Origin of the sequence: Chryseobacterium sp., assembly GCF_008831505.1 — a bacterium.
Lineage (GTDB): Bacteria > Bacteroidota > Bacteroidia > Flavobacteriales > Weeksellaceae > Marnyiella.
The window spans coordinates 940,619-962,137 of sequence record NZ_CP044507.1; the positions used below are offsets into that span (position 1 = coordinate 940,619).

Here is a 21,519-nt window from a genome sequence, read left to right on the forward strand (position 1 = left end):
AAAAGCAGCCTTTTTTTTGCATCGTTTTAAGTGTAAAAAATTATTCGGAATATTCTGGAAATGGATAACTTTAGTTCACTAAATACAATTTAATATGAAATTTCCTGTTTACCTGTGGGCGCTGTTGTCGCTCCTCACTTTTTCATGCGCTGAGAAAACAACAACTGAAAGTTCTGCCCTGGCAACTTCAGACAAAAAAACTTCAATAAAAAGCGAAGAACTTTCCTACGGAATCAATGGAATAACTCACAGGTCATTTGCAGCTTATAATCCTGATCTCCCGGGACCGCTGCCTGTAGTATTTGTGCTGCCGGAGTGGTGGGGACTGAATGACTATATTAAAGACCGCACAATGCAGTTGGCAGAACTCGGTTATTATGCCGTGGCGGTAGATTATTACGGTGAGGGCAAAGTGGTGGAGACGCCGGAAGAGGCACAGAAATTATCTTCGCACTTCTACAGGATCCCGATTGATGCCCGGAGGATGTTTGATGCCGCAAAAAACAGGGTAATTATCACAGAAAATGCAGACCATACCCGGATGGCCATAATCGGTTACTGCTTTGGTGGCGCACAGGCGCTTAATATGGGAAGAACTTACAGCGATTTCAAAGGAGTGGTGAGTTTTCACGGGAATCTTATGACCGGAATTCGGGCCAGGAACAATAAGGTGAAATACCTGGTTTTGAACGGTGCAGCGGATACTTTTGTGTCAAAGGAAGAGATTGCCGGATATAAAAGCGAGATGGACAGTGCAAAGATTGATTACAAATTTGTAAACTATCCCGGCGCGCTCCATGCTTTTACAAACCCTGCTTCTACAGCCACCGGAAAAAGATTCAACATTCCGATTTCCTATGACAGCGATGCTGATGAAAAATCATGGAAGGAGATGACAGCATTTTTGGCAGATGTGCTGAAATAGGTTGCTGTGAGTTTACATAAAACAGTTGCGCCGAAACGGAGTTTCGGCGCAACTGTTTTATAGGCAATTTGTGATATTAATCCCCGTCAACTTCATCTCCGTTCGCACACCAGAATACAGCATTCTGCAGAAACTCCTTCGGGAAAGACCGGAATTCACCCGGCATCAGGACGCTGAAGATGTCTGTGAAGTTTTGTACACCCTTATTATCGGTTACAATCGCCGCACGGTTCCATTTGGTAAGGTTTTTCATGCCTAAAAGGACATCCTGAAACCAGGCGCCGGCCGTCCAGTTGTCCAGGTCGGTATCCAGTAAAAGCAGATAGTTCAGTTCATCAAATGCATTTATTTTTGCCTCTACATGAGGAAAAACAAGGTTTTCAAAATCGGCCTGTGAGATTTCTCCGGTGGCTTTAAATGCCGCTACATTTTCGGGTACATCAGGAATTACGGTAATCATTTTTATGGAATTTAGTGTTCAACAAGTGATTTTCACTCATCAACAATAATTGAACCAATAAAAGATAGAATCAGGAACAGAAACAAGAGCAGTAATTCTAACAATTAGTTAAATACAGTTCACCTTCCTGGCACGCCGTTTATTCCGGGAAAACTTTAAATTTGAACCATAATTTTATTTGATGAAAGCAGTTCTGATTACCATTGGCGATGAAATACTCTCCGGAGATACCGTAGATACCAATTCCAGCTTCATTGCCGGCCAGCTGAAAATGATTGGGATTCCGGTAATTCAGATCCTGACCGTTGCAGATAAAGTGGAAACAATAAAAGCTGCACTTCAAACGGCATGTAATTCCGCTGATTTGGTGATTACCACAGGTGGTCTGGGACCCACAAAGGACGACAGGACCAAAACGGCATTTGCCCAGTTTTTTAATGATGAGCTGGTTTTGGATGCTGCCACCTTCAGTCATCTTGAAAAACTTTTCATTAAGCGGAAGCGTGAGCACCTCCTGGAACTTAACAGACCTCAGGCTATGGTACTGTCGCGCGCCCGGATTTTTCAGAATGAGAATGGTACCGCTCCCTGCATGATGATGGACCAGGACAGTAATCTGGTGTTTTGTCTGCCTGGTGTTCCGTATGAGGTAAAACCCCTTATTACAGATAAGATTATACCTTTCCTGGCGAAACGAAATCCCGTTAACCACCTGGTTACACGTACAGTTACGGTAGTGGGGATTCCGGAAAGTTTACTTTCTGCGCAAATTGAAAGTTGGGAACTGGCGCTGCCGCCATCCATTTCTTTGTCGTACCTGCCTGTGGGCAACAGGATCAAGCTGCGGCTCAACTCCAACGGGCCGGATCTGGAAGTCCTGAACGCGAATTTGGAGTCGGAAGTGCAAAAACTTCAGCCACTGATAGGAAAAAACGTCATTTCGTGGAAGGGTAATGAAATTCAGGAAATCCTGAAGGAAATCCTGCTGGCCCGTATTTTAACCCTATCAACAGCAGAAAGTTGTACAGGCGGGGCACTGGCACGGCTTCTTACTTCCGTACCCGGCAGTTCGGCCTATTTTCTGGGTGGAATCATTCCTTACGATTACCACAAAAAAATCGAAATCCTGAACGTTTCTTCAACAACCATCTCCGAAAAAACAACCGTTTCAGCAGAAGTTGCGCAGGAAATGAGTTTAGGTTGCCTCAATTTATTTCACACAGATATTGCTCTTGCCACAACAGGAGTTGCCGGTCCATCCACAGATGAATTCGATAATGAAGTAGGTACTGTTTATTACTCCATCCGCACCAGAACATTTGAAAAAACACAAAAACTTTATCTGCCACATCTTCAGCGTAATGATTTTGCACAATTTGTAGCATTACGGGTTCTGCAGGATCTGGTGGATGTCCTGGTTACGGGTGAATGAAATAGGATGGCTTAAACCAATATGAAGCGCGCCATCGCGGACAGTATTTAAGCTAAACGATACTCCGGGAACTACCTGCATTTGCAGGCTTCACATTCCTGTAAAGTTTCAAAACCCTTCTGCGAGCACCCGGTATAGGTTATCTGTTCACATTTACTGGTGCCTTCATTGTAAAACCACCTGGTGAAATTAGCTGAGCAGATTTCATTGGTTGGCGGAACCTCTGCGCATTTGGCCGGCGCGGGACCGCAGTCGCGGGATGAACAATTGATGACAAGGCCGGTTCCAAATAAAAGCAGGCCTTTAAGAAGTAGATTTTGTTTCATAATAATGCTTTAATAGGTTAATGAAATGAAGTGGTGCAAGAAGAAGAGCAATCATTGCTAAGTAAAATTAAAAAATAAAAACTGCATAGCCTGACATATTTTTTCAAATATTTTCTATTACTGCTTTGATTATCAGTTGCTGACAGTGTAACAGGTCAGTCACGAATGCACAGTACCTGCCATGGCCGGCTGGGCTTTTATGTCCTTTAAAATGACTATTTTTGGAAAAAAAATTATAGGATGAGAAGTAAATTCGCCATTGCGGTGCTTTCGCTGTTACTGCTTACGGCCTGTAACAAGGATAAAGAAATTCTTAATACGCTGAATGAGTACAATCTCCAGATGGAAAGTACAGGTTATCATTTTGGAGATAAACTGCAGTTGCCCGCTGAAGTCATGGAGAATGCCTCGGAAATAACCATAAGTTTCGGCGATAAGGAAACTTCTGCGCTCGTAGTTGATCCTAACTTTTTTACCCTCGGTGATAACGCGGTTACGTTTAATATCAAAAAGAAAAATGGCGAGGTATTAAATCAGGATGCCACTATAAATGTATTTGCCAAGAACCCTGAAAAGCAGTTAGCTTACACTGTAGTTGCAGAGTATCCGCACGATGTGGCTAATTTTGTACAGGGATTCCAGTTGGAAGGGAATATGGTTTATGAGTCCGACGGACAGAATGGGTCTTCAAAAATTTTAAAATATCCTCTTGGAAGCACTGCACCTGTGGCCTCCACAGATCAGCCGGCTGATGTCTTTTCTGAAGGCAGCACCATTATAGGTGATAAGGTTTATCAGCTTACCTGGCAAAATAAGAAAGGGTTCATTTATGACAAAGCGACGCTGAAACTGCTGGGCGAATTTCCATACCCCAATGTAATGGGCGAGGGATGGGGGCTTACTTACGACGGTAAAAATCTCATTGCTTCAGACGGTACCAAGAACCTCTACTTTCTGGATGTTTCAGATCCTTCGAAATTGGTAAGGTATGTGGCCGTAGCCGGAAATACGAGTGCCTATGACCGCCTGAATGAACTTGAATACCACAATGGTTATGTATATGCGAATGTTTGGCAAAAGCCCATCATCCTGCAAATCAATCCAAAAACGGGAGAGGTGACAGGCAAATTTGACTTTACCGAAATCGCTAAAAAGCACACGACCGGCGACGATGATGTCCTGAACGGGATCGCTTTCAAAGGAAACAATATGCTCATCACTGGTAAGAACTGGCCAAAAATTTATGAAATCGCCGTCCAATAACAGCGCTCTGGCGGTTCAGGAACCGAATTAAGATATGTTTTCAAAAGCACTTCAGTTCATCCTTTTGCTTATTTGCTGCACGGCTAACGCGCAGCATTTATTGCCTATGGACACTGTGCAGCTTAGGGAAACAAAGGAACTTTTTGCAGATGATTACGGAAATTTCTATCTGTACCGCAACAAGGACTTCAGTCTTACCAAGTATGATTCACTGGGCCTACAGAAGGGCCGGCTGATGCTTACACTGCCTTTCCGGATTCAGTCCGTTCAGAATCCGCTTAATATTCCCAGCTTTTCCGAAAATGCACAGGTACTTCGCTTTTATGACCAGAACCTCAACGAAATCCAAACCGTAGATCTGCGTAATCACTTCGGATATATTAAGGCAGCTTATGCTGAAGATCAGCAGTTTGTATGGTTGCTGGATGAGACTACAAAAAGCCTGATACGCTTCAACTTTCGCGATGGCAGGTCAGTACTTAATATTCCGCTGTATCTTCCTGTTGATGGTGTCCGCGACCTGCTGGTCTTCGAAAACAGAATTTATATCCTTACTCAACATCAGTTCCTTGTTTTTAATATGAGATCAAAAAAAATACTTGAACTGCCGTTTGAAGAAGGTAAACGGTTACGGCGCGAAAACGACCGGATATACATCATATCCGCTGATTCCGTATTTTTATTAGATAACGGACAGACCTTGGAAATCTTTCGCGTGCCTGGTGCATCGATTGTGGATAAAAACTCAACACGTTACTTTGTAATCAAAGGCAACAACCTCTATCTTTACCCCGTCCGGAACCATTAATGTGCAATGGCTGTTCAGCGCCGTCTATATTATTGGTCTTTAATATCCTATAACATTTAATCACAACCCTTAATAATGCATATTGCGGTAACAGGAAATATTGGTGCAGGCAAAACAACACTAACCACGATGCTGGCGAAACACTACGGCTGGGAAACCCAGTTCGAAGACGTAGACCATAACCCCTATCTGGAGGATTTTTATGCCGATATGAGTAAATGGAGTTTCGCTCTTCAGATTTATTTTCTGGGCAGCCGCTTTCGCCAGGTAAAGGAAATCCGCGACAGTGGCCGCAGTGTGATTCAGGACAGGACCATCTATGAAGATGCTCATATTTTTGCCGAAAATTTAAATGACATGAATCTGCTCTCGGACCGCGACTTTAACAATTATTCCGCGGTTTTTGACCTGATGCGTTCTTTCGTTTCGGCACCGGATTTGCTGATTTATTTAAAATCAGATGTTCCCAATCTGGTGAAAAAGATCTATAAACGCGGCCGGGATTACGAAGCGAGCATCAGTATAGAGTATCTGTCCAAGCTGAACCAGAAGTATGAGCGTTGGATTTCCGGATATAAAGAGGGAAAGTTACTGATCATTGAAGTTGATGATTTGGATTTTGTGGAGAGACCTGAGGATTTTGGATATATCCTGCAGCGCATCGAAACAGAAATGCATGGCCTTTTTTAGAAATATATAACCGTTAGATACTGCTAGCCATGATAAAAGTCCTTCATAATAACAGCTGTTCCAAATCCCGGGCGATCCTGGAACACCTGGACGAAAATAATGTTCCTTTTGAAATAATTGATTTTATGGAACATCCGCTCTCCGAACTTGAACTGCGTACCGTTCTTAAGAAACTCAACACAGATATTGACGGTCTTATCCGGAAAAATGAAACTCTCTACAAAGAGAAATTTGCAGACAAGCAGCTTTCGGAAGAAGAGTGGATACATGTACTGAGTCAGAATCCGTCTTTAATGCAAAGACCGATTTTAATAAAAGGATCGGTTGCCATGGTCGCAAGACCAGTGGAAAACGTTAGGTTTTTCCTTGATAAGTAAAATTAGTTGTTTAGCGCCTTAAAAGCCTCATTAAGTTCAGGATATTTAAAATCAAATCGCTGTGATTTGATTTTTTTATTGCTTACACGTGTGCCTTCCAGGATAATTTCACTCATCTCGCCCATTACTAGCCTTAACAGGAAAGCGGGAACATTAATTGGCAGGAAAAATTTATCCCGGGCTTCAGCGAGCTTCCGCATAAATTCCTTATTGGTAGGTATGTCATCTGCCACTGCATTGTAAATACCGTTAAACTCTGTGTTTTCCACCGCTTCAACATACATATTGACTAAATCATCCAGATGTATCCAGTTGAACCATTGAGTCCCTTTACCTATGCCGCTGCCCAGGTTAAGGTCAGTTATCATGTTCAGTTTTTCCAGTGTACCTCCCCGTGCCGACAGCACAGGTGCAGTTCTGAGTATGACTGTTCGGCTGGCAATGTTATTAAAATGCAGTGCGGCACTTTCCCATTTTCTGCACAAATCACTCAGGAAATCCAGCTTAGCAATATCTGAATCTTCATCCAAAATCCGGTCTGAAGTAAATGTCCCGTAATAATTGATTCCGGAGGCAGAAATGAAAGACTTTAATGATAGATCTGCAAGTGTGCAAATGTCAAACAGAAAGTTTGCACTGTCCACCCGGCTGGAAATCAGCTCCTGTTTGTATTCGTATGTCCATTTTCTACCAATAGATACCCCAGCCAGGTGAATGATACTTTCTACACCCTCCAGGGCGCCTTTGTCCAGTTCACGTTTTTTGTAATTCCAATAAAATTCATCCGGGTTTTTTGGCTTTCTGCGTACCAGAATATTTACAGAGTGTCCTCGTTTACGAAGTTCGGGTACCAGCTGCCTGCCTACAAGTCCGGATGCCCCGGTCACCAGGATTTTCATATGTTAAAGCATTACCACGCCGTCAATTTTTGCCACCTTCTTATAAAGGTCAATCACTTGGTTGGCATCCATTACAAAAGCGGTCATGCTGGCGGCAATGTACTTGCCGTTCTTACTTTCACGTGTAGAAATGGTGTACTTGATTTTGTCGAAGACCTGATACAGTTCCGTAAGTTTCAGATTGTCATTCGGGAAAATGAATTTATAAAGATAATCTTCAGGGAAATTATGATTCTCTTCAAGTTTGCTTTTGAGCGACTCGTAAAATTCATCCTGATTCTGTCCGCTGGTATCGGCGTATAATGGGTCCATTCTGTTAATTTTATTAATGAAAAAAGGTCCTGAAAAAGGACCCTAAAGATAGTATTATTTCATTGATCCTGCACTGCCGCTGAAGGCGCCTAACATGCTGGATTTATTTTTCTCCTCATAATCAGCAATAATGTTAAAGATTCCGTTTACCATCTGTTCGGATGCCAGCCTGCTTAAACCGTTACCACCCAGATTGGTTGAACTGCTTTGGCCGCCAAAAAGGCTACCCAGCATATTGGTACCCTGTAAAGCAGTGTTAATAGATCGTACGATGCCGAACTGATTCAGTTTTTCATCCACCTTCGGCATAATGGCCTGGATCAGTTGCTGTTCTGTTTTTTCACGCAGAACCTGGGTGGCAATCCCCTGGCCGCCCTGCATAATCCGAGATACATCGTTCGCATTCAGACTGTTTACTGCATTCTGAAGGATAGGTTGTGATATATTTACAGTATATGCAGCACTTTCAGCCACATACTCCTTGCCTCGCATTGCTAAATTCGGGGCCACCCTTTCAAGTAGATTGTACACACTTCTAAGGTTTTCGGGCAGTGCACGCACAATCAGGTCATTTTGCAGGAAAGCCTGCTTATTGCCGAAAATATTGCCCATTTGCGTCACGCCTCCCAACAGAACCCTCTTGATGACAGAAAGTCCGAGGTCTGAAGTTGCCAGAGCCATGCAGGATTGTGTGGAAGTAAGCAGAACACCACCGGTGCCCATTAGCAGAGCTGCGGAAAGTATGATCTTTTTCATGATATCTATTTTAAACTAAGGTGCACTCTCAAATATTACGCCAAATCTGAACATGCAACCGTATTGGACTCCGTACCATATTACAGTTGCTGTTAAAAGTCCTTTCCTCATCCCTTTTGTTATGCTTTAAGCCATTATTTTCCGCTAAAAATCCGTATTTTTGTGACGATAAAAAGTAAAAAGAAAGAATGGACTCGTACAAAAATCCACTGGAAGAGCGGTATTCAAGCCCGGAAATGCTTTACAATTTTTCCTCAAACAATAAGTTCAGAAACTGGCGTAAGCTTTGGATCGCTCTGGCAGAGATTGAGAAGGATCTGGGTCTTGAGATTTCAGATGAGCAGATCGCAGAACTGAAGGCCAATGCTGAAGATATCGATTATATAAAAGCGGCTGAATACGAGAAGAAATTCCGTCACGACGTGATGGCTCATGTGCATACTTATGGTGATGCCGCACCGTCTGCAAAAGGAATTATCCATTTGGGTGCAACGTCTGCATTTGTTGGCGATAATACCGACCTCATCCAGATGCGAGACGGGCTTCTCCTGCTGAGAAAGCAAATGGTCAATGTGATTAAAAACCTGTCGGATTTTGCCCTGAAATATAAAGACCTTCCTACACTTGGGTTTACGCATTACCAGCCTGCTCAGCTTACTACTGTGGGGAAGCGTGCTACGTTATGGCTGCAGTCTCTGATCCTGGATTTCGAGGAACTTGAGTTTTTTATAGAAACGCTTAGATTCCGCGGGGTAAAAGGAACTACCGGTACTGCCGCAAGTTTCCTGGAACTTTTTGAAGGCGATTATGCTAAGGTGAAGCATTTGGATACAGAACTTTCAAAGCGTTTTGGTTTTGACAAGGTTTTCGGTGTTTCAGGTCAGACCTACGACCGTAAGATCGATGCAAAGGTGATGGCCTTACTTTCCAATATCGCTCAATCCGCACATAAGTTCACCAATGACCTTAGACTTCTGCAGAATTTAAAGGAAATAGAAGAGCCTTTTGAGAAGAACCAGATCGGTTCATCGGCGATGGCCTACAAAAGGAACCCCATGCGTTCCGAAAGGATTGGTGCGCTGTCCAAATTCGTAATGTCACTGAGTTCAAGCTCCGCAATGGTAGCTGCAACTCAGTGGTTTGAAAGGACTTTGGACGATTCGGCCAACAAAAGACTCGCTATTCCGCAGTCTTTCCTGGCGGTGGACGCTATCCTTCTTATCTGGAACAATATTATGAACGGTATCGTGGTTTATGAAAACCGCATCAATAAACATATCATGGATGAGTTGCCGTTTATGGCCACTGAATATATCATTATGGAAGAGGTGAAAGCCGGCGGTGACCGTCAGGAAATCCACGAAACAATCCGCGTACATTCCATGGAAGCTTCAAAGAAAGTAAAGGAGCAAGGTAAGGAAAATGACCTGCTGGAGCGCATTCTGAATGATACCAGCCTGAAAATGGACAAATCCAAACTGATGGAAGTTCTTGATCCTAAGAATTTTGTTGGCTTCGCGCCAATTCAGACAGAAGAGTTTGTTAAAAATGAAGTGCAGCCAATTCTGGATAAATATGCCGGACTTATCGGCATGGAAGCCGATTTGAAAGTGTAAATAACAAAATGCGGTCTCCGGGCTGCATTTTTTACAGCATTGAATGCGGTAATTTATTTACGCTGGCGCAATATGCAATTCACCGTCAACGTGGCCGGACTTTATCACATTCTGCAAAAAAAAATATTGGCTTCGGCCAAAATCTATAAATCTAAAAATCTGACATCTAATGTCTAACAAAAAAAGAATCTTCGTAGAAAAAAGAGGAATTTTCGATGTTGAAAGTCCAAAAATATACAGCGAACTTAAAAATGTGGTTCCGGAAATCCAGGACGTAAAAGTGTATAATATCTACGATATTTTTGGTGTGGATGAGGACGGGTTCAAACTCGTTGTAAACAACACCTTCGTGGATCCTGTTACCGATATCCTGCACGAAAATAATCCTGCAGCACAGCTTCATTTTGCTACGGAATTTCTGCCGGGACAGTATGACCAGCGCGCCGATTCTGCCCAGCAGTGCATCGCGCTCCTAACCGGAAATGAAACTTCGACTGTCCGCAGTGGAAAAGTGATTGAGCTGTTCGGAATTTCTGAGGCAGATTTGGATAAAGTGAAAGACCATCTGATCAACCGTGTGGAAAGTCAGGAAAAAGACCTTTCAGTACTCCAAATTCCTGCAGAGGAAAAGCCTTCTCCCGTTATTACACATTCCGGATTTATAGATTTTACTGAAGAAGAGTTAAAGGCGTTCTACCAAGACCATGGCTTCGCATTTGGTTTGGATGATCTGCAGTTTATCCAGGATTATTTCCAGTCCGAAAAACGCGATCCTACAGAAACCGAACTGAAGGTCCTCGATACTTACTGGAGCGACCACTGCCGTCACACTACATTTGAAACTGAACTTACCGATATTCAGTTTACTGGTGACTTTAAATCGACTCTGGAAGCTATTTTCGGCGATTATCTTGAAAAAAGAAAAATCCTGGGCCGCGAGGCAAAACCCATATCGCTTATGGACCTGGCCACGGTTTGTGCCCGTTATTTCCATAAGACCGGAAAACTGGACAACCTTGTGGTTTCAGATGAGATCAACGCCTGTACAATAGAAATTGAAGCCGAATTCGACGGCAAGAAAGAGCCTTGGTATCTGCTTTTCAAAAACGAAACCCATAATCATCCAACAGAAATTGAACCGTTCGGTGGTGCCTCAACCTGTCTGGGTGGCGCGATTAGAGATCCGTTATCCGGTCGTGCATTCGTGTACCAGGCCATGCGGCTATCCGGCGCAGCCGATGTGCTGGAGCCAATCTCTGAAACTTTACCGGGGAAACTGCCGCAAAGGACAATCACCAAGCAGGCGGCCAACGGCTACTCGTCTTACGGAAACCAGATCGGTCTTGCTACTACACTTGTAAATGAGGTGTATCACGAAGGCTATAAAGCTAAAAGAATGGAAGTAGGTTTTGTGGTGGGTGCTGTGAAAAAAGATGCCGTGAAGCGCGAGCAGCCGCAGGTAGGCGACCTTGTAATCCTTCTGGGCGGTGCTACCGGTCGTGATGGGGTTGGTGGAGCTACAGGAAGTTCCAAAGAGCAGGACGAGACCTCAATCCATACACTTTCTACCGAAGTTCAGAAGGGTAACCCTGTAGAAGAGCGTAAAATTCAGCGCCTTTTCAGAAATCCTGAGGTAACCACACTGATTAAGAAATCGAACGATTTCGGTGCCGGTGGTGTTTCAGTGGCGATTGGCGAGATTGCTGAGTCGCTTGAAATCAATCTGGACATCCTTCCGCTGAAATATGGAGGTCTGAACGGTACCGAACTGGCGATTTCAGAATCCCAGGAACGTATGGCAGTCGTGATTGATGCAAAAGATAAGGATGCCTTTATAAGTTTTTGCGAGAAGGAAAATATAAAAGCGGTTGAAGTGGCCAAAGTAACGGATTCCGGCCGTATGAAGATGTTCTGGCAGGGCAGGCAGATAGTAGATCTGAGCCGCGACTTCCTGGATACCAACGGTTGTGCGAAACGTCAGGATGCAAGAATATCCCACCTTCAGGAGGTGAAAAATGATACTCCGGAATTTTCTGAGGAAAATCTGTTGACTGCGCTGGCAAATAAGAATACGGCCTCACAAAAAGGGCTTACGGAGATGTTTGATGCGTCCGTGGGCGGAACTACCGTGGCCATGCCTTACGGTGGCAGGTATCAGCTCACCGAGATGGAAGGAAGTGTACAGACACTGCCTGTATTGGGTGCCTCCGATGTAGAAACCGTTTCGTTGGCCAGCTGGGGATTTGATGCTGATATTTCCTCGCAAAACTCAATGGTCGGCGCTGCAAATGCCGTAGTGGAAAGTGTAGCTAAAATCGTGGCCATGGGCGGCGATTATAAAAGTATACGTCTGAGCTTCCAGGAATATTTTGAGAAACTTGGTTCAGTTCCTGAGAATTGGGGCAAACCACTGGCTTCGTTATTGGGAGCGTACGATGCCCAGATGAATTTTGGTTTGGCAGCTATTGGCGGTAAAGACTCCATGAGCGGCAGTTTCCAGGACATTAACGTTCCGCCCACTCTGATCTCATTTGCATGCTCGAACGGTCATAAAAGGAACATCATTTCCCCTGAGTTCAAAAAGGCCGGAAACAGCCTTTATTACTTTAGGCATAAGCCACAGGAAAACGGACTGCCGGATTACGAATCACTGAAAGAAGTCTTTGAATTTTTACACGACAACATTAAAAACGGTAACATCGTTTCCGTAAAAACAGTTAAGGATGGCGGAGCGGCAGTGGCACTTGCAAAGATGAGTTTCGGTAACATGCTTGGAGCGGAAGTTACCCTTGATGAGCAAGATTTACTCAGCAAAAATATCGGTAGTCTGGTGATTGAAGCAAGCTCAGAAATCGGTCATAGCCAACTTCAAAAAATAGGTGAAGTAAATAACTCCAACAGCTTATCGGTTAATGGTTTAATAATTTCAATCTCAAAATTAGTTGAAGCCTGGAGCGCAACTTTCGAGGAGCTTTTTCCAACAGTCGAAAAGGAAAAATTGGTAGTGGAAATTGATTCAGATATGAAATCCGGCGAGACTAAATCTTTCAGTATCCGAAAGCACAACCTGGCAAGTCCAAAAGTATTTCTTCCGGTGTTTCCGGGTACCAACTGTGAGTACGAAACGCAGAATGCTTTCCTTAAGGAAGGTGCCGTAGTGTCAAGTTTACCACTGGTGAATCTGAATCATGACCTGCTGAATGAAAGTCTGGATGCCTGGATTGAAGAAATTGAACAGTCTCAGATCCTGGCCTTCTCCGGTGGTTTTTCTGCCGGCGACGAACCGGACGGTTCGGCCAAGTTCATTGTGAATGTGCTGAAAAACGATAAAATGAGAAATGCAGTTCACAGGTTGCTGGAACGCGACGGATTGATCGTGGGAATCTGCAACGGCTTCCAGGCTTTGGTTAAGTCCGGGCTGCTTCCCTATGGCGAGATTCGTGACCTTGATGAAAATTCACCGACACTGGCACATAATGCGATTGGACGGCATATTTCCCAAATGGTGGATGTAAAGGTGTTAAATGATAATTCACCGTGGTTGCGTGGTATGAAGGATCAGGTTTATACGATTCCTATTTCGCATGGCGAGGGACGCTTCATGGCTTCGGAGGAAGTTTTGACAGAACTGTATCAGAACGGTCAGGTAGCAACGCAATATATAGACCTGAACGGAAACCTCGCACATGGAATGCCTCATAACCCGAACAATTCACTTTTTGGTATTGAGGGGCTAACGAGTAAATCAGGTAAGATCTTCGGCCGGATGGGACACCCGGAGCGTTTTGCTGAAGGACTTTTCAGAAATATCCCGACTGCGAACTACCACAACATCTTTAAAAACGGAGTTGAATATTTCAGATAAAATATTCACAAAGGTACTTTGGATAAATAATCAGGGCGATAATCAGGGCAGTTAAAGCCAGCAGCATTACTGCGCCGGCGGAAATATCCTTGATAAGGCCAATCTTGATATGGAATTCGGGGTGGATGAAGTCACAGAGCTTCTCCACCGCGGTATTCATAAGTTCTGCTGCCAAAACTGCACTGCAGATCAGCAGTATAACAGCTGTATCAGCCGGGTTAACTTTCAGGAAAAAAATCAGAACAATATTTATCGCCAGAGCGGCCAGCTCTATCTTAAAATTCCTTTCGTGCTTCACCATGTGACCTATACCGCGCAGGGCATTTAGAAAGCTTTTATAAAGTGGGGGTTTTCGCATTGCTGATCTTGAATTTCAAAGATAGAGATTTATCAAAATTGTTGATAAGTAATCCGGTTTAGTTTCTCAATTTTAAGCCAATTCATTATATTTGTCCAAATAATTTGTACAGATGAAGTTTATTGTGTCAAGTGGAGAGTTGCAGAAAGCCCTGCAGACCGTTAGTGGAGTAATTTCAACCTCCCAGTCAAGACCCATCTTAGAAAACTATCTTTTTGAATTAGAGAACAACAGTCTGAAGATTACCGCTTCCGACGGCGAAACGACCCTTATTACTTCCCTTGAAGTAAAATCAGAGGACAGCGGCAAATTTGCCGTACCGGCCAAGATTTTTCAGGACTTTGTAAAGACCTATGGCGAGCAGCCTCTTACCCTTTCTGTAAAGGAATCGGCCGATGCGGCCGGTAATGTTCTGGAAATTCTGGACGAAAAGGATAACTTCTCTGTGGCATTGGATAATGCGGAAGACTACCCCGAGATTCCCGAATTCGAAAGCGCCCAGAGTGTGTCCCTGCCTTCAGGTGTCCTTTCTGAAGCGCTCAGCAATACGCTTTTTGCTACCAGCAACGATTCCCTGCGTCCGGTGATGACGGGTGTACTTTTTCAGTTTGGCGAAAATGAAACCAATTTCGTCTCTACAGACTCTCACCGTCTGGTTGTGTACAAAAGAAAAGATCTCGTATCCGAGCCTATGGAATTCATTATGCCCAAGAAACCTCTGAGCATTTTCAAGAATATCCTGGCCAGTACAAACGACGATGTTCTTATTGAGTTCAACGACAATATGGCCAAATTTACTTTTGGAAATAATATCTGGATCTGCCGTTTGATCGACGGGAAATATCCAAACTATTCAGCGGTTATTCCGAAGGAAAATCCAAATGTACTTACCATAAACCGCAACCTGCTTCTGGGTGCAATCCGCCGTGCGTCCATCATGTCCAATAAATCTACAAATCAGGTTCGCTTCAAGCTTTCCGGAAATGTGCTTCACCTGCATGCTGAGGATACGGAATATGCAAACAAAGCCGATATGCAGATTCCCTGCGATTATAATGGCGAGGACATCAACATTGGCTTCAGCTCAAAATTCCTGACAGAAATGTTGTCCGTTCTTCGTGCCGATGATATTACAATGAAAATGTCCCAACCCAACAGACCGGGCATCATAGAACCTGTGGACGGGCTGGAAGACAGTGAGAATCTGCTTATGCTGTCTATGCCGGTTATAGGCATGTAATTGCGCAGAAACATAAAATTTAACCCGGGCGACCGGGTTTTTTATTTTTCAATGAGCTCCTCAATTTTAATTTTTATTTTTGTCAAAACCATATTAGCTTTTGAAGGACTACTATTATTTTCTGGGAATTAAGGACGATGCTTCCGACGAAGACATCAAGACTGCCTACAGGAAACTTTCCATGAAATATCATCCTGATAAGAATGACAATGACCCCTTCTTCGCGCAGCGGTTTATGGAAATCCAGGAAGCCTACGAAACGCTGAGTGATCCGCAAATGCGTCGCAATTACGACCACAATATAGTTTCCGGCAGAGGCAGCAGCCGCAGTTCGCTGCCGCCAACCGTTAAGAATTTCACCAGTAACAAGGTTCATGCGGTGAAAGGCGAGGAGGTAATTATTAAGTGGAATACGCTGAATGCCGACGTGGTGAAGATCGTTCCCTTTGGTTTGGAAAAGGCCTACGGCGAGCGTACTTTCAGGATTACAGAATTCAAGAACGGGAAATTTGTCATTATCCTTCATGCCGCCAATTCATTAACGCGCCAAACGGCGGTGAAGGGAATTACAATAACTGAAGTCTTTGAGAATGACCGTGAACGGTTTCGGGAAAATGTTGAAAAAGTCTTTCAGCAGGAAAATAAGGCTGAAGCGCTGCGGAGTAACACTTCAGCCTGGATCAGGATTTTGCTGGCCGTCCTGCTACTGGCTGCAGCACTCTATTTTATTATGCAGGAATTCTAGGCCAGTTTCAGCCTTCCCGGGCATTTCTTGCAGCGCTTTCCGGTTTTAAATTTCTTGCAGCATTTCTTTTTTCCGCAGTACATTTCTTCTGAAAAAGAACCTGCCGGAAGTAGCGGGGCTATCTTGAAAGGAACAATACCTGTTTTCATAGCGCAAATATAATTAATTTAGACTAATTATAAATAAGCTTTGTGCTATTGATTAACTGATTAAATACAGGGTTGCCCAAAATGCATAAAATCCGTAATTTTACAATCCTATACTCCCCATTAAATAAATCTTAACTAAAAATGAATACACAGCAGTTTGTTAGCCGTCACATTTCTATGAATGAGGACGACAAAAAAGCGATGTTGGACAGAATCGGTGTGTCCGGTATCGATGAACTCATCTCACAAACCATCCCGGCTTCCATTAGGGCGGAAAAGGAACTTAACATCTCCGAGCCGCTCTCTGAATATGAACTGATCCGTCAGTCTACGGCTTTGGCTGCTAAAAATGCCGACTATACTAATTACATCGGTTTCGGATACCACAATACCCTGTTGCCGGCGGCTATTAAAAGGAATATTCTTGAAAATCCGTCATGGTACACGGCTTATACGCCTTATCAGGCTGAAATTGCTCAGGGTAGGCTTGAAGCCCTGCTTAATTACCAAACAGTAATTTCCAACTTAACAGGTTTCCCGCTTTCCAACGCGTCTTTGCTTGACGAGAGTACAGCAGCTGCAGAAGCGATGAGCATGTTTTTCTCCAACAGGACCAAAGAGCAGAAGAAATCAGCTGCGAAATTCTTTGTTTCGGATCTTGTTTTGCCTCAAACTGTGGCGGTACTGCGTACGAAGGCCGAAGGTCTTGGAATTGAGATCGTAGAGGGAAATCACAAAAACCACCAGTTCAGCAATCAGTATTTTGGTGTATTGCTGCAGTATCCGGGTAAGAACGGAATTGTTCTGGATTATACTGATGATATCAAATCGTATAAGGAGCTGGACCTTCAGGTGGCAGTAGCCTGTGACCCGATGGCATTGGTGAAACTTAAATCACCCGCTGATATGGGTGCAGACTGTGCTGTAGGAACTTCTCAAAGATTCGGGATCCCAATGGGATACGGTGGTCCCCACGCCGCATTCTTTGCATGTAAGGAAGAATATAAACGTGATATCCCCGGAAGGATAATCGGTGTATCGGTAGATGCTTACGGAAAGAGAGCTTTAAGAATGGCACTTCAGACCCGCGAGCAGCATATCAAGCGCGAAAGGGCGACTTCAAACATCTGTACTGCGCAGGTTCTGCTTGCCGTAATGGCCGGTATGTACTGTGTATATCACGGACCAAAAGGCCTGAACTATATTGCAGACCAAATCCATTTCAAAGCCAATGCACTCTCTGATGCCCTTTCTGTATTGGGTTACGATGTTGTAGAGGAACCTCACTTCGATACGGTGAAGATGAGAATCCATGAAGACGAAAAAGGTAACCTGATGCGTTTGATGCGTGACCGCAAAATCAACCTGAATTATTTTTCTGAAGGTATAGTAAGTATTTCAGTTAATGAAAGTACTACGATTGAAAAACTAAACTGTCTGGTAGAAGCGTTTGCAAATTTCAAGCAAAAACAGGCGTTCAAACTGGAGATCAAGGAAAATCACAGCATCCCCGCCGACTTACTGAGAAAGGATGCCATACTTACGGAAGAGGTTTTCAACAGTTATCATACGGAAACGGAACTGATGCGTTATATCAAGCGTCTTGAGAGAAAAGACCTTTCTCTTACACATTCCATGATCGCTCTGGGCTCATGTACAATGAAACTTAACGCGGCAGCACAAATGCTTCCGATCTCATGGAGCGGCTGGGGGAGCGTTCACCCGTTTGTTCCCACCGAGCAGGCTGGCGGTTATCAGGAAATTATTAAAGAACTGGAGCAGGACCTGGCTGAAATTACAGGTTTTGCGGGAACCTCCCTGCAACCTAATTCCGGTGCACAGGGTGAATATGCGGGACTTATGGTTATCCGCGAATATCACAAAGCCAATGGTGAAGGTCACCGTAACATCGTGTTAATTCCGCAGTCGGCACACGGAACCAATCCGGCATCTGCAGTGTTGGCTGGAATGAAGGTTGTTGTTTGTAAAAATCTGGAGAACGGTGAAATTGATCCTGAGGACTGGAAAGCCAAAGCAGAACAGCATAAGGACAACCTTTCTGCAGCAATGATTACCTACCCGTCTACTTACGGTTTCTTTGATGCCAACATTAAAGAAATTATTAAAATCGTTCACGATAACGGCGGACAGGTGTATATGGACGGTGCCAACATGAACGCACAGGTTGGATTTACAAGCCCCGGACTTATCGGTGCGGATGTTTGTCACCTGAACCTTCATAAGACTTTTGCTATTCCTCACGGTGGCGGTGGCCCGGGTGTAGGTCCCATTTGTGTTGCTTCTCACCTCGTGAAGTTCCTGCCGAGCAATCCTAATATCAAGATCGGTACCCCGGAATCTATTGACGCCATCTCTGCTGCACCTTATGGTTCCGCGCTGGTATTGAATATCTCTTATGCTTACATCAAGATGTTAGGCGCCTCCGGACTGAAAAAGTCTACGGAACATGCCATCCTGAACGCCAACTATCTGAAAGAAGTTCTGGCCGAGCATTTCCCGATCCTTTACAGCAACGAGAACGGCCGCGTAGCCCACGAGTGTATCGTAGATTTCCGTCAGTTCAAATCCTTAGGTATTGAGGTGGCTGATGTGGCCAAGCGTTTAATGGATTATGGTTTCCACGCACCTACAGTTTCTTTCCCTGTAGCCGGAACGCTGATGATTGAACCTACAGAATCTGAAAGTAAGGCCGAAATTGACCGTTTTGCGGAAGCGTTGATCAGCATCAAGAAGGAGATTGACGAAGTTGCCAATGGCGAAGCAGATCCGGCAAATAACGTTCTGAAAAATGCACCTCACACAGAGCAGGTGGTGATCTCAGATAGCTGGGACAAACCATACAGCCGCGAGAAAGCTGCCTATCCGCTGGAGTGGGTACGCGACCATAAATTCTTTGCGTCAGTATCCAGAGTGGATGAAGCTTATGGCGACAGAAACCTGGTTTGTACCTGCGAGCCGATTGAAGCTTATATGTAATCATAGGTTTAAGCTAATTTATATTGAAGTTCCCGGCCGAAGGCCGGGAACTTTTTTTCAACACTTATCAAACATACAGTTTCTGGTCTTTTTCGCAGTAAAAGGAACGCCTCTTGGTTATTCCGAGGTGGTTTTTGGTAAGTGGCAGTCCGCATTTGGGACAGATTGTCTTTGTGTGCACCAACCAGTTTTTCTTCAGTACATATTCTTTTTTCCAGCGCAGGAAATCAAAACTGTAGTTTCGGGCCTCAGAAACAAGTGCCGAAAGCTTTTTTGGCGGGAGTTTTCCTACCAAACTTTCGGGATGAACGCCAATGCGGAACAGTACCTCATTTTTTATGATATTGCCCACACCTGAAAAAATATTTTGGTCCAGCAGGGCATCGCAAACCATGGTTTCCGGCTGCGCTTTAAGTTTTTTTCTGGCTTTCAGGGGTTTCCAGTCATCGCTGAGCACATCTGCTTCCCAGTCAATTTCCCTCAAAACTTCAATGTCTAGGAGTTTTATGGAACAGGAGTAGAAGTAAAGGTCTCCGTTCTCAAACTGTAGGTGCAGTCTTAGTTGGCGCTCCGGCTTTATGTTTTCATCAACAGAGTAGGAGCCGAACATCAGGAGATGAATCCGGATGGTGTAAGGACTGACAAGCAAATACGACTGCTTCCCGAAAATCCTGTACTCTTTAAAGATTAATCCCGGCAGTCTGTCCATTTCAACCTTTGCGTTTCCGGAGGCAGAAATGATTTTCCTGCCTATGAATTTTTGAGCTTTCTCTTTCAGGATTAATATGGACGGTCCTTCCGGCATATAGCTGTTTTTTTAGGTTGAATTCAAATCTTAAACCATTAGCCTGCGTCCAAAATTCCGTATTTTTGGATAATGAACCTTAACAGCATTTTTACTAATAAGCGTACAGGAAATATAGCCGCTACTTCCGCATCACGAACCGATTACCAAAGGGATTTTGACCGAATTATTTTCTCAGCGGCTTTCCGAAGGCTGCAGAACAAGACGCAGGTCTTCCCACTGCCGGGAAGTGTCTTTGTCCATAACCGGCTTACACATTCTCTGGAAGTTTCATCCGTCGGACGGAGCCTGGGCAGCGCCATAGGCGATTTTATTTCATCGGAATATAGTGACCAACTCGACCAAACTGCACAGAATTTCTATCAGCATAACCTTCAGAATGTGATTGCGGCGGCCTGTCTTTGTCACGATGTGGGGAATCCCGCTTTCGGGCATTCCGGGGAGGATGCCATTGCCAGCTATTTTGAAAAAAATGAACCTGGTTTAAAATTAAAATTTGACGAAAAAGAATGGGCGGACCTGGTTAATTTTGAAGGTAACGCTAATGCGATAAGGGTCTTAACGCATCAGCAAAACGGAAAGGATGAAGGAGGCACCCAGCTTACTTATGCTACTCTAGCCAGCATTGCCAAATATCCCTGCGAATCGGTAGCCCGGCAAAAAGGTGTATTGCACCGGAAGAAGTTTGGTTTCTTCCAGAACGAGAAGTCCACCTTTCTTGATATTGCGGAATCTGTAGGTATGATTTCCGAAAGTTCAGAGCCTGTTGTTTATAAAAGACACCCTTTTGTTTTCCTTGTTGAAGCTGCCGATGACATCTGCTATAACATCATCGACATGGAAGATGCACATCGTCTCGGAATTGTATCAACCTCCGATTGTGAAAATCTTTTTTTTGAATTGATCCGCTCAGAAAATCAGAATACCGGAAGGGTAGAGGACAAGCTGGCCGTACTGACGAATGCCAACGAAAGAATATCTTACTTAAGAGCGAAAGTGATCAATTCGCTGATCAATAAATCGATACTGCTATACCAGGCAAATTTTTGCGAAATAATAGCCGGAACCCTGGACAGATCACTGCTTGACATTTACAAAATGGATAATAAATCCCTCCAGGAAATCGAAAGTTTCTCGATTGAAAAGATTTATAATCATAAGGCTGTAGTTGAAATTGAAAATGCCGGCTACAATGTCATGTATGAGTTGCTGGATCATTTTGTGCCTGCTGTAGTAAAACCTAAGGACCAGAGAAAATCGTATGACCGGATGGCCCTGAAACTATTGCCTCAGCAGTTCGTTTACGAAAGCGGCAGCGATTACCAGAAGGTTCTGGGCGTAATAGACTTCGTTTCGGGCATGACAGACAACTTTGCCACCGACCTATACCGCAAGATTAAAGGAATCGAGATCGGAATGACGGTTTAGATCGGATTCACTTTTATACCGGAATTTATGTGGAAAAAACCGCTTTTTTCTCTATCTTTATGCTCAAA

Annotated in this window: 19 protein-coding genes; 12 read left to right on the top strand and 7 right to left on the bottom strand. The window is 44.0% G+C overall.

The features are described from left to right. Window positions 1-94 precede the first annotated feature (94 nt). Complete coding sequence (locus F7R58_RS04435; protein ID WP_158063737.1) at window positions 95-925, top strand: dienelactone hydrolase family protein; 831 nt, start codon at window positions 95-97, stop codon at window positions 923-925. Between the two features lie 76 nt (window positions 926-1,001). On the opposite strand, the gene F7R58_RS04440 is transcribed toward F7R58_RS04435, so the two are convergent. Further along, a complete protein-coding gene (locus tag F7R58_RS04440) occupies window positions 1,002-1,385 on the bottom strand; it encodes an STAS/SEC14 domain-containing protein (RefSeq protein WP_158063738.1) in 384 nt (127 codons plus the stop codon). A 181-nt stretch (window positions 1,386-1,566) separates the two neighbouring features. On the opposite strand from F7R58_RS04440, the gene F7R58_RS04445 reads away from it, so the two are divergent. Then, complete coding sequence (locus F7R58_RS04445) at window positions 1,567-2,817, top strand: CinA family nicotinamide mononucleotide deamidase-related protein (protein WP_187695262.1); 1,251 nt, start codon at window positions 1,567-1,569, stop codon at window positions 2,815-2,817. Between the two features lie 71 nt (window positions 2,818-2,888). On the opposite strand, the gene F7R58_RS13130 is transcribed toward F7R58_RS04445, so the two are convergent. Continuing rightward, window positions 2,889-3,143, bottom strand: a complete 255-nt coding sequence (locus tag F7R58_RS13130) for a BPTI/Kunitz-type proteinase inhibitor domain-containing protein (RefSeq protein ID WP_158063740.1) — start codon at window positions 3,141-3,143, stop codon at window positions 2,889-2,891. A 240-nt stretch (window positions 3,144-3,383) separates the two neighbouring features. On the opposite strand from F7R58_RS13130, the gene F7R58_RS04455 reads away from it, so the two are divergent. From F7R58_RS04455 to F7R58_RS04470, 4 genes are all read left to right on the top strand, one after another. Next, window positions 3,384-4,406 carry a glutaminyl-peptide cyclotransferase gene (locus F7R58_RS04455; RefSeq protein WP_158063741.1) on the top strand — a complete coding sequence of 341 codons (1,023 nt, stop codon included), beginning with the start codon at window positions 3,384-3,386 and terminating at the stop codon, window positions 4,404-4,406. Window positions 4,407-4,440: 34 nt separating this feature from the next. Beyond that, on the top strand, window positions 4,441-5,214 hold the full coding sequence (locus F7R58_RS04460; protein WP_158063742.1) for a hypothetical protein: 774 nt from the start codon (window positions 4,441-4,443) through the stop codon (window positions 5,212-5,214). 75 nt (window positions 5,215-5,289) lie between these two features. After that, window positions 5,290-5,904 carry a deoxynucleoside kinase gene (locus F7R58_RS04465; protein ID WP_158063743.1) on the top strand — a complete coding sequence of 205 codons (615 nt, stop codon included), beginning with the start codon at window positions 5,290-5,292 and terminating at the stop codon, window positions 5,902-5,904. A gap of 29 nt (window positions 5,905-5,933) precedes the next feature. Further along, entirely contained in the window at window positions 5,934-6,281 is a 348-nt protein-coding gene (locus F7R58_RS04470) for an arsenate reductase family protein (RefSeq protein WP_158063744.1), read from the top strand. Between the two features lie 2 nt (window positions 6,282-6,283). On the opposite strand, the gene F7R58_RS04475 is transcribed toward F7R58_RS04470, so the two are convergent. From F7R58_RS04475 to F7R58_RS04485, 3 genes are read right to left on the bottom strand one after another with little or no spacing between them, the layout of a single operon-like run. Continuing rightward, window positions 6,284-7,180 carry a TIGR01777 family oxidoreductase gene (locus tag F7R58_RS04475; protein WP_158063745.1) on the bottom strand — a complete coding sequence of 299 codons (897 nt, stop codon included), beginning with the start codon at window positions 7,178-7,180 and terminating at the stop codon, window positions 6,284-6,286. Between the two features lie 3 nt (window positions 7,181-7,183). Continuing rightward, on the bottom strand, window positions 7,184-7,492 hold the full coding sequence (locus F7R58_RS04480; protein ID WP_158063746.1) for a DUF493 family protein: 309 nt from the start codon (window positions 7,490-7,492) through the stop codon (window positions 7,184-7,186). 54 nt (window positions 7,493-7,546) lie between these two features. Next, entirely contained in the window at window positions 7,547-8,248 is a 702-nt protein-coding gene (locus F7R58_RS04485) for a DUF4197 family protein (RefSeq protein ID WP_158063747.1), read from the bottom strand. A gap of 188 nt (window positions 8,249-8,436) precedes the next feature. Between F7R58_RS04485 and purB the strand changes: the two genes are divergently transcribed. After that, window positions 8,437-9,864, top strand: coding sequence for an adenylosuccinate lyase (gene purB, locus F7R58_RS04490; RefSeq protein ID WP_158063748.1), 1,428 nt, complete (start codon window positions 8,437-8,439; stop codon window positions 9,862-9,864). Window positions 9,865-10,033: 169 nt separating this feature from the next. Further along, a complete protein-coding gene (locus F7R58_RS04495; RefSeq protein ID WP_158063749.1) occupies window positions 10,034-13,729 on the top strand; it encodes a phosphoribosylformylglycinamidine synthase in 3,696 nt (1,231 codons plus the stop codon). On the opposite strand, the gene F7R58_RS04500 is transcribed toward F7R58_RS04495, so the two are convergent. Then, complete coding sequence (locus F7R58_RS04500; RefSeq protein WP_158063750.1) at window positions 13,722-14,087, bottom strand: diacylglycerol kinase family protein; 366 nt, start codon at window positions 14,085-14,087, stop codon at window positions 13,722-13,724. The two genes, F7R58_RS04495 and F7R58_RS04500, sit on opposite strands and share 8 nt — an antisense overlap. 112 nt (window positions 14,088-14,199) lie before the next feature. Between F7R58_RS04500 and dnaN the strand changes: the two genes are divergently transcribed. The 3 genes from dnaN to gcvP all read left to right on the top strand — a co-directional run bounded on the left by dnaN (window position 14,200) and on the right by gcvP (window position 19,218). Then, window positions 14,200-15,327, top strand: coding sequence for a DNA polymerase III subunit beta (dnaN, locus tag F7R58_RS04505; protein ID WP_158063751.1), 1,128 nt, complete (start codon window positions 14,200-14,202; stop codon window positions 15,325-15,327). 100 nt (window positions 15,328-15,427) lie between these two features. Beyond that, window positions 15,428-16,072, top strand: a complete 645-nt coding sequence (locus tag F7R58_RS04510) for a J domain-containing protein (protein ID WP_158063752.1) — start codon at window positions 15,428-15,430, stop codon at window positions 16,070-16,072. A gap of 290 nt (window positions 16,073-16,362) precedes the next feature. Continuing rightward, on the top strand, window positions 16,363-19,218 hold the full coding sequence (gene gcvP, locus F7R58_RS04515) for an aminomethyl-transferring glycine dehydrogenase (protein ID WP_158063753.1): 2,856 nt from the start codon (window positions 16,363-16,365) through the stop codon (window positions 19,216-19,218). Between the two features lie 67 nt (window positions 19,219-19,285). Here the strand turns inward: gcvP and F7R58_RS04520 are convergent, their stop codons facing one another. Further along, window positions 19,286-20,023: an endonuclease gene (locus F7R58_RS04520; protein ID WP_158063754.1), complete on the bottom strand. Its 738-nt coding sequence runs from the start codon at window positions 20,021-20,023 to the stop codon at window positions 19,286-19,288. A 72-nt stretch (window positions 20,024-20,095) separates the two neighbouring features. On the opposite strand from F7R58_RS04520, the gene dgt reads away from it, so the two are divergent. Next, on the top strand, window positions 20,096-21,451 hold the full coding sequence (gene dgt, locus F7R58_RS04525; RefSeq protein WP_158063755.1) for a dGTP triphosphohydrolase: 1,356 nt from the start codon (window positions 20,096-20,098) through the stop codon (window positions 21,449-21,451). Window positions 21,452-21,519: the final 68 nt, after the last annotated feature.

Coding starts and splice junctions, on each gene's coding strand:
- F7R58_RS04445 (WP_187695262.1), top strand. CDS start 1,567: ATGAAAGCAGTTCTGATTACCATTGGCGATGAAATACTCTCCGGAGAT.
- F7R58_RS13130 (WP_158063740.1), bottom strand. CDS start 3,143: ATGAAACAAAATCTACTTCTTAAAGGCCTGCTTTTATTTGGAACCGGC.
- F7R58_RS04465 (WP_158063743.1), top strand. CDS start 5,290: ATGCATATTGCGGTAACAGGAAATATTGGTGCAGGCAAAACAACACTA.
- F7R58_RS04485 (WP_158063747.1), bottom strand. CDS start 8,248: ATGAAAAAGATCATACTTTCCGCAGCTCTGCTAATGGGCACCGGTGGT.
- F7R58_RS04470 (WP_158063744.1), top strand. CDS start 5,934: ATGATAAAAGTCCTTCATAATAACAGCTGTTCCAAATCCCGGGCGATC.
- F7R58_RS04440 (WP_158063738.1), bottom strand. CDS start 1,385: ATGATTACCGTAATTCCTGATGTACCCGAAAATGTAGCGGCATTTAAA.
- F7R58_RS04500 (WP_158063750.1), bottom strand. CDS start 14,087: ATGCGAAAACCCCCACTTTATAAAAGCTTTCTAAATGCCCTGCGCGGT.
- F7R58_RS04495 (WP_158063749.1), top strand. CDS start 10,034: ATGTCTAACAAAAAAAGAATCTTCGTAGAAAAAAGAGGAATTTTCGAT.
- dgt (WP_158063755.1), top strand. CDS start 20,096: ATGAACCTTAACAGCATTTTTACTAATAAGCGTACAGGAAATATAGCC.
- F7R58_RS04480 (WP_158063746.1), bottom strand. CDS start 7,492: ATGGACCCATTATACGCCGATACCAGCGGACAGAATCAGGATGAATTT.
- F7R58_RS04520 (WP_158063754.1), bottom strand. CDS start 20,023: ATGCCGGAAGGACCGTCCATATTAATCCTGAAAGAGAAAGCTCAAAAA.
- F7R58_RS04455 (WP_158063741.1), top strand. CDS start 3,384: ATGAGAAGTAAATTCGCCATTGCGGTGCTTTCGCTGTTACTGCTTACG.
- purB (WP_158063748.1), top strand. CDS start 8,437: ATGGACTCGTACAAAAATCCACTGGAAGAGCGGTATTCAAGCCCGGAA.
- F7R58_RS04435 (WP_158063737.1), top strand. CDS start 95: ATGAAATTTCCTGTTTACCTGTGGGCGCTGTTGTCGCTCCTCACTTTT.
- gcvP (WP_158063753.1), top strand. CDS start 16,363: ATGAATACACAGCAGTTTGTTAGCCGTCACATTTCTATGAATGAGGAC.
- F7R58_RS04460 (WP_158063742.1), top strand. CDS start 4,441: ATGTTTTCAAAAGCACTTCAGTTCATCCTTTTGCTTATTTGCTGCACG.
- F7R58_RS04475 (WP_158063745.1), bottom strand. CDS start 7,180: ATGAAAATCCTGGTGACCGGGGCATCCGGACTTGTAGGCAGGCAGCTG.
- dnaN (WP_158063751.1), top strand. CDS start 14,200: ATGAAGTTTATTGTGTCAAGTGGAGAGTTGCAGAAAGCCCTGCAGACC.